The 14,764-nt window shown below is 67.4% G+C and carries 16 protein-coding genes; 15 read left to right on the forward strand and 1 reads right to left on the reverse strand.

Going from position 1 to position 14,764, the window contains the following annotated elements; genetic code table 11:
• The first annotated feature begins 67 nt into the window (after nt 1-67).
• Complete coding sequence (locus AC5P78_RS13640) at nt 68-1,282, forward strand: cation:proton antiporter (RefSeq protein ID WP_005410765.1); 1,215 nt, start codon at nt 68-70, stop codon at nt 1,280-1,282.
• A gap of 53 nt (nt 1,283-1,335) precedes the next feature.
• Nucleotides 1,336-1,977 (forward strand): hypothetical protein, encoded by a 642-nt coding sequence (locus tag AC5P78_RS13645; RefSeq protein ID WP_099527675.1) that lies wholly within the window; start codon nt 1,336-1,338, stop codon nt 1,975-1,977.
• 49 nt (nt 1,978-2,026) lie between these two features.
• On the opposite strand, the gene AC5P78_RS13650 is transcribed toward AC5P78_RS13645, so the two are convergent.
• Nucleotides 2,027-2,770: a DUF3011 domain-containing protein gene (locus tag AC5P78_RS13650; RefSeq protein WP_241876052.1), complete on the reverse strand. Its 744-nt coding sequence runs from the start codon at nt 2,768-2,770 to the stop codon at nt 2,027-2,029.
• Between the two features lie 158 nt (nt 2,771-2,928).
• Between AC5P78_RS13650 and aspS the strand changes: the two genes are divergently transcribed.
• The 13 genes from aspS (at nt 2,929) to tolA (ending at nt 14,576) form a co-directional block, all read left to right on the forward strand.
• Nucleotides 2,929-4,680, forward strand: a complete 1,752-nt coding sequence (aspS, locus tag AC5P78_RS13655; RefSeq protein WP_005414279.1) for an aspartate--tRNA ligase — start codon at nt 2,929-2,931, stop codon at nt 4,678-4,680.
• Between the two features lie 16 nt (nt 4,681-4,696).
• Complete coding sequence (locus AC5P78_RS13660; RefSeq protein ID WP_005410761.1) at nt 4,697-5,014, forward strand: hypothetical protein; 318 nt, start codon at nt 4,697-4,699, stop codon at nt 5,012-5,014.
• 31 nt (nt 5,015-5,045) lie between these two features.
• Complete coding sequence (locus AC5P78_RS13665) at nt 5,046-5,567, forward strand: GNAT family N-acetyltransferase (protein ID WP_005410760.1); 522 nt, start codon at nt 5,046-5,048, stop codon at nt 5,565-5,567.
• Between the two features lie 75 nt (nt 5,568-5,642).
• Nucleotides 5,643-6,275: an esterase/lipase family protein gene (locus AC5P78_RS13670; RefSeq protein WP_049396250.1), complete on the forward strand. Its 633-nt coding sequence runs from the start codon at nt 5,643-5,645 to the stop codon at nt 6,273-6,275.
• Nucleotides 6,276-6,508: 233 nt separating this feature from the next.
• Complete coding sequence (locus AC5P78_RS13675; RefSeq protein ID WP_005414277.1) at nt 6,509-7,240, forward strand: YebC/PmpR family DNA-binding transcriptional regulator; 732 nt, start codon at nt 6,509-6,511, stop codon at nt 7,238-7,240.
• Between the two features lie 105 nt (nt 7,241-7,345).
• On the forward strand, nt 7,346-7,867 hold the full coding sequence (ruvC, locus tag AC5P78_RS13680; protein WP_005410757.1) for a crossover junction endodeoxyribonuclease RuvC: 522 nt from the start codon (nt 7,346-7,348) through the stop codon (nt 7,865-7,867).
• Between the two features lie 13 nt (nt 7,868-7,880).
• On the forward strand, nt 7,881-8,474 hold the full coding sequence (ruvA, locus tag AC5P78_RS13685) for a Holliday junction branch migration protein RuvA (protein ID WP_005410756.1): 594 nt from the start codon (nt 7,881-7,883) through the stop codon (nt 8,472-8,474).
• A gap of 49 nt (nt 8,475-8,523) precedes the next feature.
• Complete coding sequence (locus AC5P78_RS13690; RefSeq protein WP_005410755.1) at nt 8,524-10,443, forward strand: potassium transporter Kup; 1,920 nt, start codon at nt 8,524-8,526, stop codon at nt 10,441-10,443.
• 383 nt (nt 10,444-10,826) lie between these two features.
• Nucleotides 10,827-11,867, forward strand: a complete 1,041-nt coding sequence (gene ruvB, locus AC5P78_RS13695; protein ID WP_005410754.1) for a Holliday junction branch migration DNA helicase RuvB — start codon at nt 10,827-10,829, stop codon at nt 11,865-11,867.
• Nucleotides 11,857-12,288, forward strand: coding sequence for a tol-pal system-associated acyl-CoA thioesterase (gene ybgC, locus AC5P78_RS13700; RefSeq protein ID WP_049406848.1), 432 nt, complete (start codon nt 11,857-11,859; stop codon nt 12,286-12,288). The genes ruvB and ybgC overlap by 11 nt, the downstream gene beginning before the upstream one ends.
• A gap of 10 nt (nt 12,289-12,298) precedes the next feature.
• Nucleotides 12,299-13,078 (forward strand): protein TolQ, encoded by a 780-nt coding sequence (gene tolQ, locus AC5P78_RS13705; RefSeq protein ID WP_005410752.1) that lies wholly within the window; start codon nt 12,299-12,301, stop codon nt 13,076-13,078.
• A gap of 24 nt (nt 13,079-13,102) precedes the next feature.
• Nucleotides 13,103-13,531: a protein TolR gene (gene tolR, locus AC5P78_RS13710; RefSeq protein ID WP_005410751.1), complete on the forward strand. Its 429-nt coding sequence runs from the start codon at nt 13,103-13,105 to the stop codon at nt 13,529-13,531.
• Nucleotides 13,521-14,576, forward strand: coding sequence for a cell envelope integrity protein TolA (gene tolA, locus AC5P78_RS13715; RefSeq protein ID WP_005410750.1), 1,056 nt, complete (start codon nt 13,521-13,523; stop codon nt 14,574-14,576). The genes tolR and tolA overlap by 11 nt, the downstream gene beginning before the upstream one ends.
• The last annotated feature ends 188 nt before the right edge of the window (nt 14,577-14,764 follow it).

A 14,764-nucleotide genomic window follows, 5' to 3' on the forward strand; every position in this document is an offset into this window, starting at 1 on the left:
AAACGCGGCTTGCCGGATCGGTTCGGCGCGCGCATCCTGCGCGCGTTCGAACCACACGGAAGTCCCCATGAGCCATGAACTGATCTACCTGCTGCTGATCTTCGCGCTGCTGGTGATCCCGCGCGCGCTGCAGCGTTTCAGCCTGCCCGCGCCGCTGACCTGCCTGCTGTTCGGCATCATCGGCATGCTCTGGCTGGGCGACCAGGCCCATGATGCGGTGATCGGCCTGCTGGCCACGCTGGGCATTTCCTCGCTGTTCCTGTTCGCCGGCCTGGAAGTGGACCTGCAGGCGCTGCGCCGTGGCATGTGGCCGCTGCTGGCGCACCTGGTGATCCGTACCGGCACGCTGTTCGGCGTGGGCTGGCTGGCCTGGCGTTATGCGGGGCTGCCGTGGCAGGCCGCCGGCCTGCTGGCGCTGGCGCTGCTGACGCCGTCCACGGGTTTCATCATGGACTCGCTGTCGCGGCTTGGCCTCAGCGAAGACGAGCGGTTCTGGGTGACCAGCAAGGCCATCGCCGGCGAACTGCTGGCGCTGGCGGCGTTGTTCATCGTGCTGCAGGCCGGTGACCCAGGGCACATGGCGTTGTCCAGCCTGGCACTGCTGGCGATGATGATCGGCCTGCCGCTGCTGTTCATCGCGCTGGGCCGCTGGGTGGCACCGCACGCGCCGGGCTCGGAATTCTCGCTGCTGGTGATGGTTGGCATGGTGGCGGCCTACATCACCTACCTGCTGGGCGTGTACTACCTGGTTGGCGCGTTCATCGCCGGCCTGGTCGCGCGCCTGCTGCACCAGCGCATGCCGCTGCTGGCCTCGCACGAGAACCTGCACGCGCTGCGCCTGTTCGCCTCGTTCTTCGTGCCGTTCTACTTCTTCAACGCCGGCACCAAGGTGCCCGCCGAAGCGCTGAGCTTCGAGGCGCTGGGGCTGGGCATCGTGATCACCCTGGTGGTGCTGCCGCTGCGCATCGGCGTGGTCTGGCTGCAGCGCCGGGTGATGTTCGGCGAGAGCTTCCGCAGCAGCCTGCGGGTTTCGCTGGCGCTGGCACCGACGCTGATCTTCACCCTGGTGCTGGCGGCGATCATGCGTGAGCGCTTCCAGATTCCGGCGGTGCTGTTCGGTGCGCTGCTGCTGTACGCGGCGCTGACCACGCTGTTGCCGTCGCTGGTGTTCCGTACACCGTTTGACGTTGATCCGGTGGAGCAGGAGCCGGCCGGCGAGGGCGAGGCCGCACCGGTGGCGGCGACCGAAGCACTGCCGGCAGCACCGTCTGCCGAGCGCTGAGCGGGACTGGCGCGCGGTTTGCGCCCATCGTCCATGGCCGTTAGGGTTGGGGCATGAGACCGATTGCCGTTGCCACTACTGCCGCCCTCCTGCTCAGCCTCGCTGCGTGCACGCAGCGCTCCGATACAGTCGCTCATGACCTGGCGACCGCACCGGCCGATGCGTTCATGGCCGCCGTCGCCGCACATTGCGGCCAGGCCTACGTCGGCAAGGTGGTGGAGGACACGCCTGCACCGACCTCCAAGGATCCGTTCGCCGGGCAGCGCCTGGTCATGCATGTGCGCGGCTGCGCCGACCCGGCGCACGAGCTGCGCATCCCGTTCCATGTCGGTGATGACCACTCGCGGACCTGGGTGCTGACCCGCACGCCGAACGGGCTGCGGCTGAAGCACGACCATCGCCACGAAGACGGCAGCCCCGACGCGATCACCCTGTACGGTGGCGACAGCACGCCGCCGGGCACCGCCGAGCGCCAGCAGTTCCCGGCCGATGCCGATTCGGTGGCGATGTTCCGCCGTGCCGACATGCTGGCTTCCACGCACAACACCTGGGCAATGGAGATCGATCCGGACCAGACGTTCGTCTACGAACTGACGCGCCCGGACGGCCGCCGCTTCCGCGTCCAGTTCGACCTGAGCAAGCCGGTCGAACTGCCACCGCCACCGTGGGGCGACGACACAGCACCCGCGCCGTGATCCCGGGGTCGGATCCCTCCTGCGGAGGGCTCTGACCCCGACCCTGCACTCACCGCGTGCCGAAGCGCGCCCGGCAGCCGTTGCTCACCCACACCTGACCACGCGAGTAACCCCAGCTGCGGCCTTCCTGGCAGACGCTGCCCGACAACTGCTGCTGCAGCACCGGCCGGCCCTGGCGCTCATCCCAGTCGCAGGTCTGCGAGCGGTTGTTGTTGCTGCTGCAGGTGACGGAATAGTTGCTGTTGCCACCGCCCCAGCCGCCACCGCCACCGCCCCAGCCGCGGGCCTCGGCGAATTCGGCGCGGCAGCCATTGCTGACCCATACCGCGCCTTTGCGCACACCCCAGGTACGGCCCTCGTCGCAAGGGCTGCCGGACAACTGGCGGACCAGGCGGGCATTGCGCCAGCCGACCTGGCAGCTGCGCTCGCGGTTGTTCTGGCTTTCGCAGCGGATGGTCTCGCCGGGGCGACCGTTGTTGCCTCCCCAGCCACCGCCATTGCCGCCGCCCCAGCCACCACGGGCCTCGACGAACTCGGCGCGGCAACCGTTGGTGACCCAGATGCTGCCATTGCGGCTGCCCCAGGAGCGCCCTTCCTCGCAGGGGCTGCCAGACAACTGGCGGACCAGCTGCGCGCCGCGCCAGCCGGTGTTGCAGACCCGTTCGCGGTTGCTCTGGCTTTCGCAGCGGATCACCCCGTTCTGCGCAGAGGCGGACGGAGCGGGCAGGGCAAGGGTGCCCAGCGCACCCAGGCTGAGGGTCACGGCCAGGCTGGCCAGGGACAGCGGTTTCATGGCGGCATCCCATACGGTGGCAGGTGCCCGACTATAGGGAGGGGGACGATCAAGCCGGTGTGACTGGCCGGATTTGCCCCAGCCGGGGCCTCGGCCGCAGAATACGAGGCTTTCCGGCCCCCATCCGGTGCCGGCGTTCTCCAGCGGAGCTTCCCCCCATGCGTACCCACTTCTGCGGCCTGGTCGACGAGACCCTGATTGGCCAGACTGTCACCCTCGCCGGCTGGACCGACGTGGCCCGTAACCAGGGCGGCGTCTGCTTCATCGATCTCCGCGATCATGAAGGCATCGTGCAGGTGACGGTGGAGGTCGACAATGCCGAAGTGTTCGCGGTGGCCGCGTCGCTGGGCTACGAGGATGTGCTGCAGGTGGAAGGCGTCGTGCGCGCCCGCCACGCGGTGAACGACAAGATGCGCACCGGCAAGGTGGAAGTGATCGCCACCGCCATCACCGTCCTGAACAAGGCTGCGCCGCTGCCGTTCCACGCCCATGAGAACCCGGGCGAGGAAACCCGCCTGAAGTACCGCTACCTGGACCTGCGCCGCCCGGAAATGCAGCGCATGCAGCGCACCCGCATCAAGCTGGTGCAGGCGCTGCGCCGCCACCTGGACGAAAAGGGCTTCCAGGACATCGAAACCCCGATCCTGACCAAGGCCACCCCGGAAGGCGCACGCGACTTCCTGGTGCCGGCGCGCATGCACCCAGGCGAGTTCTACGCCCTGCCGCAGAGCCCGCAGCTGTTCAAGCAGATCCTGATGGTGGCCGGCTTCGACCGCTACTACCAGATCGCGCGCTGCTTCCGCGACGAGGCCCTGCGTGCCGATCGCCAGCTGGAATTCACCCAGCTGGACATGGAATTCGCCTTCGTCCGCGAGCGCGACGTGCAGGATTTCGTCGAGGACATGATCCGCGCCATCTTCAAGGAAGTGGTGGACGTGCAGCTGGATGCCAGCTTCCCGCGCATGACCTGGGCCGAGGCCATGCGCCGCTACGGCTCGGACAAGCCGGACCTGCGCATCGCGCTGGAGCTGGTGGACGTGGCCGAACTGGTCAAGGACAGCGAGTTCCCGGTGTTCACCGGCCCGGCCAATGATGCCGAGGGCCGCGTCGCTGCGCTGCGCATCCCGGGCGGTGCGTCGCTGTCGCGCAAGCAGATCGACGAATACGCCGCGCATGCCGCCAAGTACGGCGCCAAGGGCCTGGCCTACATCAAGATCGCCGACAACGGCGAAATCAGCTCGCCGATCCAGAAGTTCTTCAGCGAAGCGTCGTTCGCCGCGCTGGTCGCCCACGTCGGCGCCGGCAACGGCGATATCGTGTTCTTCGGTGCCGGCGGCTACAACAAGGTCTCCGACTTCATGGGCGCGCTGCGCCTGAAGGCCGGCAAGGACTTCGGCCTGGTCGCCGACGGCTGGGCGCCGCTGTGGGTCACCGACTTCCCGATGTTCGAGTGGGACGAGGAAGAACAGCGCTACGTCGCCCTGCATCACCCCTTCACCGCACCGGCCGTGGACGACATCGCCGACCTGCGCGCCAATGCCCGTACCGCCGTTTCGCGCGGCTACGACATGGTGCTCAACGGCAATGAGATCGGCGGCGGTTCGATCCGTATCCACCGTCCGGACATGCAGAGCGCGGTGTTCGAGCTGCTGGGCATCGGTGCCGAAGAAGCCCGTGCCAAGTTCGGCTTCCTGCTCGACGCGCTGAACTACGGCGCGCCGCCGCACGGTGGCATCGCCTTCGGCATCGACCGCATCGCCGCGCTGATGGCCGGCACCGAGTCGATCCGCGACGTCATCCCGTTCCCGAAGACCACTGGTGCACAGGATCTGATGACCGACGCGCCGTCGCCGATCGTCGACGCGCAGCTGGCCGAAGTGCACATCCAGGTTCGCCCCAAGACCAACTGATCAGGAGATCCAGGCAATGACCGAGTTTGCGTTTTCGCTGGAGTGGGAAAAGCTGGGCAATGAAGGCTCCGAGGCCAACCTGGTCACCGAGCGTGCACGCGTGTTCGGCGGTTGGCTGGTCCGCGTCGGTACCAACCCGGCCGCGATGGCCCTGACCTTCGTCGCCGACGGCGAAGGCCGTTGGGATGGAGAAGACTTCGGCGTCGAGGATTACGAGGACGACGAAGAGGAAGAGTACGACGAGGACGAGGAAGGCGAGGAAGACGAGGACGAAGAGGAATACGAGGAAGAGGACGAGGAAGACGAAGAAGCGGAATCGTCGGAAAAGGCTTGACCGCCCCTTCGCGCTGACGTCAACTTGCTGCATGTATTCCATCCGCCGCGCCACCGTGGACGACGCGCCGACCCTGTCGGCGCTGGCCGCCCGCACGTTCACCGAAACCTTCGGCCATCTGTATCCGCCGCAGGACCTGCAGGCCTTCCTTGAGGAGGCCTACACGGTCGAGCGCCAGCGCGTGATCCTGGCCCACCCGGATTACGCGGTGTGGCTACTGGAGCTGGACGGGGAGGCGGTCGGCCATGCCGCCGCCGGTCCCTGTGGCCTGCCGCACCCGGACGTGAAGCCCGGTGACGGCGAACTCAAGCGCCTGTACCTGATCAAGACGCAGCAAAGCTGCGGCTGGGGCAGCCGCCTGCTGGAAACCGCGCTGGCCTGGCTGGAACACGAGGGCCCGCGCACCCTGTGGTTGGGCGTGTGGTCGGAGAACTTCGGCGCACAGCGCTTCTACGCCCGCTACGGTTTCGAGAAGGCCGGCGAATACCTGTTCCCGGTGGGCGACACGAACGATCTCGAATTCATCCTGCGCCGCGCACCGCGCGCGGCCTGATGTTCACTGCCGCTTGCTGCGCGCGCGTGTTCAATCACCGTACGTTCCTGCCCCGCTGACCGCCAGGCTGTTTGCATGACTCCCCCCGTATTGCTGCTGCATGGCATCTGGAATGCCCGCGCCTGGGTCGGACCGCTGGCCTGGCGCCTGCGCGCGCGCGGCTTCCAGGTGCACGCGTTTGGTTATTCCTCGGTGTTCGGTGGCCCGGACGTGGCCGTACCGCAGCTGCTGGAGCGGCTGGCCGACGCCGGCCCGCTGAGTTTGGTCGGCCACAGCCTGGGCGGGCTGCTGGCGCTGGAAGCGCTGCGGCGCAATCCGCAGCTGCCGGTGCAGCGCGTGGTCTGCCTGGGCTCGCCGCTGCGCGGCAGTGGCACCGCGCGCTCGTTGTCCGATCATGGCTGGGGCCTGGCGCTGGGGCGCAGCAGCGAGCTGCTGCTGGACGGCCTGCCGGACTGGCAGGGCAAGGCCGAGGTCGGGCTGATCGCCGGTTCGGTGCCGCATGGGCTGGGCAGCCTGCTGGGCGCCATCGACGATGCCTCCGACGGCACCGTGGCATTGGCCGAGACCCGCCTGCCGGGCCTGGCCGACCATTGCGTGGTGCGCACCAGCCACAGCGGCCTGGTCGTGTCGCCCGATGCCGCGCGGCAGACCGCGCATTTCCTGCGCCACGGCCAGTTCGACCACAGCCGCGACGCCGCCGCCGCGTAATCTGGTAGGGGCGACCGCCCTGGCTCGGTGGGTGCGAACCGTCCTGCCCTGGTGGGTGCGACCGGACTACCTCGGTGGGTGCGAACCGTCCTGCCCTGGTGGGTGCGAACCGTTGGTTCGCACGCGCTTCGCCGGGCCATGCCCGACGGCATCTCTCCGCCCTAGACACGGTTGCCGTCCCCGATCAGGTAGAATCCGCGCCTTGATCCTGAAGCAGCCAGACGGTAGCACCCATGGGTAGAGGCCCCTCCATCGAAGCCCGCAAGAACGCGTCCGACGCGAAGCGCGGCAAGATTTTCACCAAGATCATCCGCGAGATCGGCGTTGCCGCGCGCGGCGGTGGAGGCGACCCCAACAACAACCCGCGCCTGCGCGTGGCGGTGGACAAGGGCCTGGCCGTGAACATGTCCAAGGACGTGATCGAGCGCGCCATCAAGAAGGCCACCGGTGAACTGGAAGGCGTCGACTACGAGGAAATCCGCTACGAAGGCTATGCCCCGGGTGGCGTGGCCGTGATCGTCGACTGCCTGACCGACAACCGCGTGCGCACCGTGGCCGATGTCCGCCATGCGTTCAGCAAGTGCGGCGGCAACATGGGCACCGAAGGCTCGGTGGCCTTCATGTTCAAGCGCCTGGGCGTGCTCAGCTTCGCCCCGGGTGCCGACGAGGAAGCCATCACCGAGGCGGCCATCGAGGCCGGCGCTGATGACATCGTGGTCTATCCGGACGATGGCTCGATCGATGTGGTCACCAGCCCTGACGCGTTCAGCGCAGTCAAGGACGCGATGACCGCCGCTGGCCATGTCGCCGACCACGCCGAGATCACCTTCCGCGCCGATAACGACATCAAGGTCGAGGGCGAGGTCGCCCTGCAGGTCAAGAAGCTGCTGGACATGCTGGAAGACCTGGACGACGTGCAGGACGTGTATTCCAACGCCGAGCTCGGCGCCGACGCCTACGCCTGAGCCGTCTTCGACGGCCTGGGCGCGGGCCGTTGAACGGTCACCGCGGACAGTCATGAGCCCATACGCCTGCCAGCGCATTCCGTTCCGCCCCGCCAGGAGTGCAGCATGACCCGCATCCTCGGCATCGACCCCGGTTCGCAGCGGACCGGGGTCGGCATCATTGATGTCGATGCCACCGGCCGCGTCAGCTACGTGCACCACCAGCCGCTGGTGCTGCTGGGCGCTGACGACTTCCCGCAGCGCATGAAGCTGCTGGTGCTGGGCCTGGCCGACCTGTGCCGCGAGTATGAGCCGCAGGAAGTGGCCATCGAACGCGTGTTCATGGCCCGCAACCCCGATTCGGCATTGAAGCTGGGCCAGGCCCGTGGCGCGGCGATCTCGGCGGTGGTGCTGCGCGACCTGCCGGTGCACGAATATGCTGCCAGCGAGATCAAGCTGGCGGTTGTCGGGCGCGGTGGCGCCGAAAAGCAACAGGTTCAACACATGGTCGGGCTCATGCTCAACCTGAAAATCAAGCTGCAGGCCGACGCGGCCGACGCGTTGGCGGTGGCGATCACCCATGCCCACGTAAGGGCGACGGCCAACCGCCTGGGGCTCAGTGCCCGCCAGGCATGGGGCCGCAAATGAGGAGCTGCACGCAATGATCGGTCGACTGCGCGGCATCGTCGCCTACAAGGCGCCGCCGTGGCTGGTGGTGGACGTGAACGGAGTGGGCTACGAACTGGAGGCGCCGATGAGCACCTTCTACGACCTGCCCGAGCTCGGCCGCGAGGTCACCCTGTACACCCACTACTCGCAGAAGGAAGACAGCGTCTCGCTGTACGGCTTCCTGCGCGAGGGCGAGCGGCGCCTGTTCCGCGATGTGCAGAAGGTCAGTGGCATCGGCGCGAAGATCGCGCTGGCCGTGCTGTCCGGCGTCACCGTCGAGGAGTTTGCGCGCATGGTCCAGGCCGGTGACATCACCGCGCTGACCCGCATTCCGGGCATCGGCAAGAAGACCGCCGAGCGCATGGTGCTGGAGCTGCGTGACCGCGCGGCCCAGTTCGGTGCCGGCGGCGCGCTGCCCACCGGCAGCGGCCCGGCCCCGGCCGATCCGCTGTCCGACGCCACCGTGGCCCTGCAGCAGCTGGGCTACAAGCCGGCCGAAGCCGCGCGCATGGCCCGTGATGCCTTCAATGAAGGCGACGAAGTGGCCACCGTGATCCGCAAGGCGCTGCAGTCGGCGCTGCGTTGATCCGCCTTCCTTTCCTTCAACAAACCGCCTGAGCTTCGCCAGGAGTCCCATGTCCAGCAGTCAAACCCCGCACGCAGCCGCCCCCGGCGGCCATGGCCACGCCCCCTCCGCTGGAGGACTGGCGCTGGTCATCGGTGCGATCGGCGTGGTCTTCGGCGATATCGGTACCAGCCCGCTGTACACCCTGAAGGAGGCGTTCTCGCCGCACTACGGGCTCAACAGCGACCACGATACCGTGCTGGGCGTGCTGTCGCTGGCTTTCTGGGCGCTGAACCTGGTGGTGACCCTGAAGTACGTCACCATCATCATGCGCGCCGACAATGATGGCGAGGGCGGCATCATGGCGCTGATGGCGTTGACCCAGCGCACGCTGCGCAATGGCTCGCGCTCGGCTTATGTGGTGGGCATCCTCGGCATCTTCGGCGCCTCGCTGTTCTTTGGCGACGGCGTGATCACCCCCGCCATGTCCGTGCTCAGTGCGGTCGAAGGCCTGGAGGTGGCCGCGCCCGGACTGCATGTCTTCATCGTGCCGGTCACCCTGGTGGTGCTGCTGGCAGTGTTCGCCGCGCAACGCTTCGGTACCGAGAAGATCGGCAAGGCGTTCGGCCCGATCATGGCAATCTGGTTCGTATCGCTGGCGGCGATCGGCATCTACAACATTGTCGATGCGCCCGAGGTGCTGAAGGCCTTCAACCCGTGGTGGGGCATCCGCTTCTTCATGGAGCACGGCTGGCACGGCATCTTCATTCTCGGTGCAGTGGTGCTGGCGGTGACCGGCGGCGAAGCGCTGTATGCGGACATGGGCCACTTCGGCCTGCGCCCGATCCGCCACGCCTGGTACTTCTTCGTGCTGCCGTGCCTGGTGCTGAACTACCTGGGGCAGGGCGCACTGGTGCTCAACCACCCCGAGGCCCTGAAGAACCCGTTCTTCGAGGCGGTGCCCTCGTGGGCGCTGTACCCGATGATCATCCTGGCCACCATGGCGGCGGTGATCGCCTCGCAGTCGGTCATCACCGGCGCGTTCTCGGTCTCGCGCCAGGCCATGCAGCTGGGCTACATCCCGCGCATGCGCATCAAGCACACCTCGCACGACACCATCGGCCAGATCTACATCCCGGGCATCAACTGGGGCATCGCGGTGATGGTGTTCGGCCTGGTGCTGGCGTTCCGCAGTTCGTCCAACCTGGCCGTGGCCTACGGCATCTCGGTGTCGGCCACGATGCTGATCGACACCCTGCTGCTGGCGGTGGTGGCACGTTCGCTGTGGCCGAAGTCGCGTGGCTGGCTGCTGCCGCTGTGCGTGGTGTTCTTCATCATCGACCTTGGCTTCGTCATCGCCAACGGCGCCAAGCTGCTGCAGGGCGCCTGGTTCCCGGTGGTGCTGGGCATCTTCCTGTTCACCATGATGCGCACCTGGCGGCGTGGCCGCGAGCTGCTGCGTGATGAGATCCGCAAGGACGGCATCCGCCTGGACACCTTCCTGCCGGGCCTGATGCTGGCACCGCCGGTACGCGTACCGGGCACCGCGGTGTTCCTCACCGCCGACCCGACCGTGGCCCCGCACGCGCTGATGCACAACCTCAAGCACAACAAGGTGCTGCACGAGCGCAACGTGTTCCTGCACGTGGAAACCCTGCCCATTCCCTATGCGATGGAAGGGCAGCGGCTGAAGATCGAGTCGGTGGGCGACGAGTTCTACCGGGTCTATGTGCGCTTCGGTTTCATGGAAACCCCGGACGTGCCGCTGGCGCTGATGCGCTCGTGTGACCACGGTGGCATCTACTTCGACCCGATGGACACCACCTTCTTCGCCAGCCGCGAAACCATTGTGGCCACCGCCAACCGCGGCATGCCGATCTGGCGCGACAAGCTGTTCGCGCTGATGCATCGGAATGCCGCGCCCGCGACCGGCTTCTTCCGGATTCCGGGCAACCGCCTGGTCGAACTCGGCGCGCAGGTGGAGATCTGACCGCGCGGGGTCGGATCCCTTTTCCGCAGGAAAAGGGCTCTGACCCCGAGTTCGGTTCGTTCCATCCAGCGCCATCCACGCACGGTGTGGATCTACCGTGTCGACCAAGGTCGACACCCACCAAGAACAGGCCATGCCATTCCGGCAGATTGCGCAGATCTGTCGAAGGCGGGGTGGGTCCGGTTGCGGGGGGCGTGAGCCGCATGGATGCGGCGACCGAGCTTACATGGACGTACTTGCAGCGTCCCCCGCAACCGGACCCACCCCGCCATCCCCCAGGAAGCCAGCTTTGGCTGTTGCTCCGGCAGTTGCTGTTGCAGTTGCCTCTGCGGGCGCCGGGCGCAGCCCGGCCGAAACCCGCACTTTTGCCGCATAATCAGCACATGACCGACGACCGCATCATCGGCGCCGGCGCCACCCGCGAGGATGACGCCGCCGACGCCAGCATCCGCCCCAAGCGCCTTGCCGACTACCTCGGCCAGGTGCCGGTGCGCGAGCAGATGGAAATCTACATCCAGGCGGCCAAGGGGCGTGGCGACGCGCTCGACCACGTACTGATCTTCGGGCCGCCGGGCCTGGGCAAGACCACCCTCAGCCATGTCATCGCCAACGAACTGGGCGTGGCCCTGCGCGTGACCTCCGGCCCGGTGATCGAAAAGGCCGGCGACCTGGCTGCGCTGCTGACCAACCTGCAGCCGCACGACGTGCTGTTCATCGACGAGATCCATCGCCTGTCGCCGGTGGTCGAGGAAGTGCTGTACCCGGCGATGGAAGATTTCCAGATCGACATCATGATCGGCGAGGGCCCCGCCGCCCGCTCGATCAAGATCGACCTGCCGCCGTTCACCCTGATCGGCGCCACCACCCGCGCCGGCCTGCTGACCGCGCCGCTGCGCGACCGCTTCGGCATCGTCCAGCGCCTGGAGTTCTACAGCGTCGAGGAACTGACCCGTATCGTGCGCCGCTCCGCCAGCATCCTCGGCATCGACTGCACCGCCGATGGGGCAGGGGAGATCGCGCGCCGCGCGCGTGGTACCCCGCGTATCGCCAACCGCCTGCTGCGACGCGTGCGCGACTATGCGCAGGTCAAGGCCGGTGGCCACATCGACGAGCCCGTGGCCCAGGCCGCGATGAAGATGCTCAAGGTCGACCCGGAAGGCTTCGACGAGCTTGACCGGCGCCTGCTGAAAACGATGGTGGACTACTTCGACGGTGGCCCGGTCGGCATCGAATCGCTGGCCGCGGCGCTGTCCGAAGAGCGTGGCACCCTGGAAGACGTGGTCGAGCCGTACCTGATCCAGCAGGGCTTCCTAGTGCGTACCGCGCGTGGCCGCATGGCCACCCACAAGGCCTACCGGCACATGGGTCTGAAGCCGAAGAACCCGCCGCAGGACCTGTTCGCGGAGGTTCCCGATGTCGGTTGAGCCACTATTCAGTTGGCCGACACGCATTTACTGGGAAGATACCGACGCTGGCGGCGTGGTCTACCACGCCCGCTACGTGGCCTTCATGGAACGGGCCCGGACCGAATGGATGCGTTCGCTCGGCTACGGCCAGGAGCGCATGCGCGCCGAGCACGGGATGGTCTTCGCGGTGCGCTCGATGCAGATGGATTTCATCAGGCCGGCACGGCTGGATGACACCCTGCAGGTGAGCGCCCGTTTGGTCCAGCTGAAGAAGGCCAGCATGGTCTTCGACCAGCAGATCCTGCGCGACGGCGAATTGCTGCTGTCGGCCCAGGCCCGCATCGCCGCACTGGACGCGGCCAGTTTCCGCCCGCGTGGCATGGACGAGGCCGTCCTTGCCGTGCTGCAACCCCACCTCCACCCCGAATCCGAACACTGAGGAACAACGGATGATCGCAACGCTCCTGGCCCTGCAGGCCACGGTCACCGAGGCACTGCCGGCCGACGTCAGCAACGCCGCGACACAGACCCTTGCCCAGGCCACCACCGGCGGCGGCATCAACTACCTCGAACTGATGGCCAAGGCCAGCCTGCCGGTGAAGATCATCGTGCTGCTGCTGCTGGTCGGCTCGTTCGTCAGCTGGGTGATCATTTTCCGCAAGGCCCGCGTGTTCAAGCAGGCCACCCGCGAAGCCGACGAGTTCGAGAACCGCTTCTGGTCCGGCGCGGACCTGGGCAAGCTGTACAGCGCGGCCACCGACCGCAGCCGCAGCGTGACCGGCCTGGAAGCCATCTTCGAAGCAGGGTTCCGCGAATACACCCGCCTGCGTGACAAGCGCCGCCTGGATGGCCGCGCACAGCTGGAAGGCGCGCAGCGCGCGATGCGCACCACCTATACCCGCGAAGTGGACCAGCTCGAGCGCAACCTGGAACTGCTGGCCAACATCGGTTCGACCGCGCCGTACGTGGGCCTGGTCGGCACCGTGTTCGGCATCATGGTGACCATGCACGACATGATCAGCAGTGGTGCGCAGGCCGGCATCGCCGCCGTCGCGCCGGGCATCTCCGAGGCACTGTTCGCTACCGCCATCGGCCTGTTCGTGGCGATCCCGGCGGTGTGGGCCTACAACCGCTTCACCACGCGCGTTGAGCGCATGTCGGTGCGGTTCGAGACCTTTGCCGAAGAGTTCAGCTCCATCCTGCAGCGCCAGAGCGCTGGCGACGAGTAAGCGCCTGACCCGGGAGTCCAAGCCATGTCCGCTGCCATCGGTCGCCGCAAGCGCCGCAAGCTGAAATCGGAAATCAACGTCGTTCCCTACATCGACGTCATGCTGGTGCTGCTGATCATCTTCATGGTCACCGCGCCGTTGCTCACCCTGAGCTTCGACGTCGACCTGCCGCAGTCCAACGCCAAGGCGCTGGAGAGCAAGCAGGACCCGGTGATCGTCTCGGTGCGCCAGGACGGCCAGCTCAGCCTGAAGCTGCCCGATGCCAAGGAACCGACCGCCGTGTCGGCCGAGGAACTGGAAGGCCGCCTGGCCGGCATCGCCGCCCAGGACAAGGGCGTGCGCGTGATCGTCGCCGCCGACCGTGCCGTGGCCTATGAAAAGGTCATTGCCGCGATGGATGTGATCAAGCGCGCCAAGGTAGACAAGGTAGGCCTGGCCACCGATGCACGCTGACGCCCTGCCACCCCCGCATCAGCGCGAACCCGGCTGGGGCCTGCCCCTGGCATTGGCGTTGCTGGTGCACCTGCTGGTCGCGCTGGTCTTCATCGTGGCCTGGTTCTGGTCGCCCGAGCGCAACACCGACGCCGCCGCCGGCGATCCGTCGGTCGAGGCCAGCCTGGCGCTGTCTGCGTCGGAGGCCTCCGCTGCGCGCCAGGCCCTGCGCCAGTCGGAAAAGCTGGAAGACCTGCCGCCGCCGGTGGCCGAGCCCATCCCGGTGCCGGAAGACACCATTCCGCCGCCGCAGCCGATCCCGGAACCGCGCCCACAGGACGCCCCCACGCCGCAGCAGCAACAGGCGCAGGAGCGTGTCGCGCAGCCGGATACCAAGGATCAGGAAGCGGTGAGTGCGCTGGCCATCTCCCAGGAGAAGGCCAAGCAGGAACAGGAAGCCAAGCGCCGCCAGGAACAGATCGACCTGACCGAACGCAAGCGCCAGGAGGAAGCCGAGCAGAAGCTGCGCCTGGCCAAGCAGCAGGAAGCGGACGAGAAGAAGAAGCAGGCCGAGCAGGAGCGCGTGGCCGCTGACAAGGCCGAGGCCGAGAAGCAGAAGAAGATCGCCGAGATCCGTGCCCGCCGCGAGCAGGCCGAGAAGGAAGCCAAGCTGGCCGAGCAGAAGCTGCGCCAGGTGGCCGCCGCGCGCAATGCCGCCGGCAGTGCCGCTGCCGGTTCCAGTGGTGCCTCGCAGCCGGCCGCCGGTGGCGGTGGCAACAGCGACGACCTTTCGGCCAAGTACGCAGCCGCCATCCAGGCCAAGGTGCTGTCGCAGTGGGTGCGCCCGGATACGGTGCCGTTGGGCCAGCGCTGCCAGATCACCATCACCCAGATTCCGGGTGGTACGGTGATGCAGGCCAAGGTCAGCCCGAACTGCCCGTACGACGAGGCCGGCAAGCGCTCGATCGAGGCCGCCGTGCTCAACGCGCAGCCGCTGCCGTACCGCGGCTTCGAGTCGGTGTTCGCACGCACGCTCAACTTCACCTTCACCGCCCAGGATCGCTGAGGCGGGCAGGGCAGGGTGGCTCTCCGCTGCCCGCGTCCACGGATGTCGCGCTTGCCTCTGGCAGGCCAGGTCTCGGCCGGGCAGGCTGTGGGCTGCTGTCGGACACCGCCCCGCAGGGCGGCGTGACGGGGCACATGGGCGCGATGTTAGCCACGACGTTAACGGTGCGTGAGAGGACGGGCTGGAAC

It is taken from the genome of Stenotrophomonas sp. YJH_SMC_133, from assembly GCF_059370655.1.

Bases quoted from the DNA above. Each gene is read 5' to 3' on its own strand.
- AC5P78_RS13640 (WP_005410765.1), top strand. From the start codon at position 68: ATGAGCCATGAACTGATCTACCTGCTGCTGATCTTCGCGCTGCTGGTG.
- AC5P78_RS13645 (WP_099527675.1), top strand. From the start codon at position 1,336: ATGAGACCGATTGCCGTTGCCACTACTGCCGCCCTCCTGCTCAGCCTC.
- AC5P78_RS13650 (WP_241876052.1), bottom strand. From the start codon at position 2,770: ATGAAACCGCTGTCCCTGGCCAGCCTGGCCGTGACCCTCAGCCTGGGT.
- aspS (WP_005414279.1), top strand. From the start codon at position 2,929: ATGCGTACCCACTTCTGCGGCCTGGTCGACGAGACCCTGATTGGCCAG.
- AC5P78_RS13660 (WP_005410761.1), top strand. From the start codon at position 4,697: ATGACCGAGTTTGCGTTTTCGCTGGAGTGGGAAAAGCTGGGCAATGAA.
- AC5P78_RS13665 (WP_005410760.1), top strand. From the start codon at position 5,046: ATGTATTCCATCCGCCGCGCCACCGTGGACGACGCGCCGACCCTGTCG.
- AC5P78_RS13670 (WP_049396250.1), top strand. From the start codon at position 5,643: ATGACTCCCCCCGTATTGCTGCTGCATGGCATCTGGAATGCCCGCGCC.
- AC5P78_RS13675 (WP_005414277.1), top strand. From the start codon at position 6,509: ATGGGTAGAGGCCCCTCCATCGAAGCCCGCAAGAACGCGTCCGACGCG.
- ruvC (WP_005410757.1), top strand. From the start codon at position 7,346: ATGACCCGCATCCTCGGCATCGACCCCGGTTCGCAGCGGACCGGGGTC.
- ruvA (WP_005410756.1), top strand. From the start codon at position 7,881: ATGATCGGTCGACTGCGCGGCATCGTCGCCTACAAGGCGCCGCCGTGG.
- AC5P78_RS13690 (WP_005410755.1), top strand. From the start codon at position 8,524: ATGTCCAGCAGTCAAACCCCGCACGCAGCCGCCCCCGGCGGCCATGGC.
- ruvB (WP_005410754.1), top strand. From the start codon at position 10,827: ATGACCGACGACCGCATCATCGGCGCCGGCGCCACCCGCGAGGATGAC.
- ybgC (WP_049406848.1), top strand. From the start codon at position 11,857: ATGTCGGTTGAGCCACTATTCAGTTGGCCGACACGCATTTACTGGGAA.
- tolQ (WP_005410752.1), top strand. From the start codon at position 12,299: ATGATCGCAACGCTCCTGGCCCTGCAGGCCACGGTCACCGAGGCACTG.
- tolR (WP_005410751.1), top strand. From the start codon at position 13,103: ATGTCCGCTGCCATCGGTCGCCGCAAGCGCCGCAAGCTGAAATCGGAA.
- tolA (WP_005410750.1), top strand. From the start codon at position 13,521: ATGCACGCTGACGCCCTGCCACCCCCGCATCAGCGCGAACCCGGCTGG.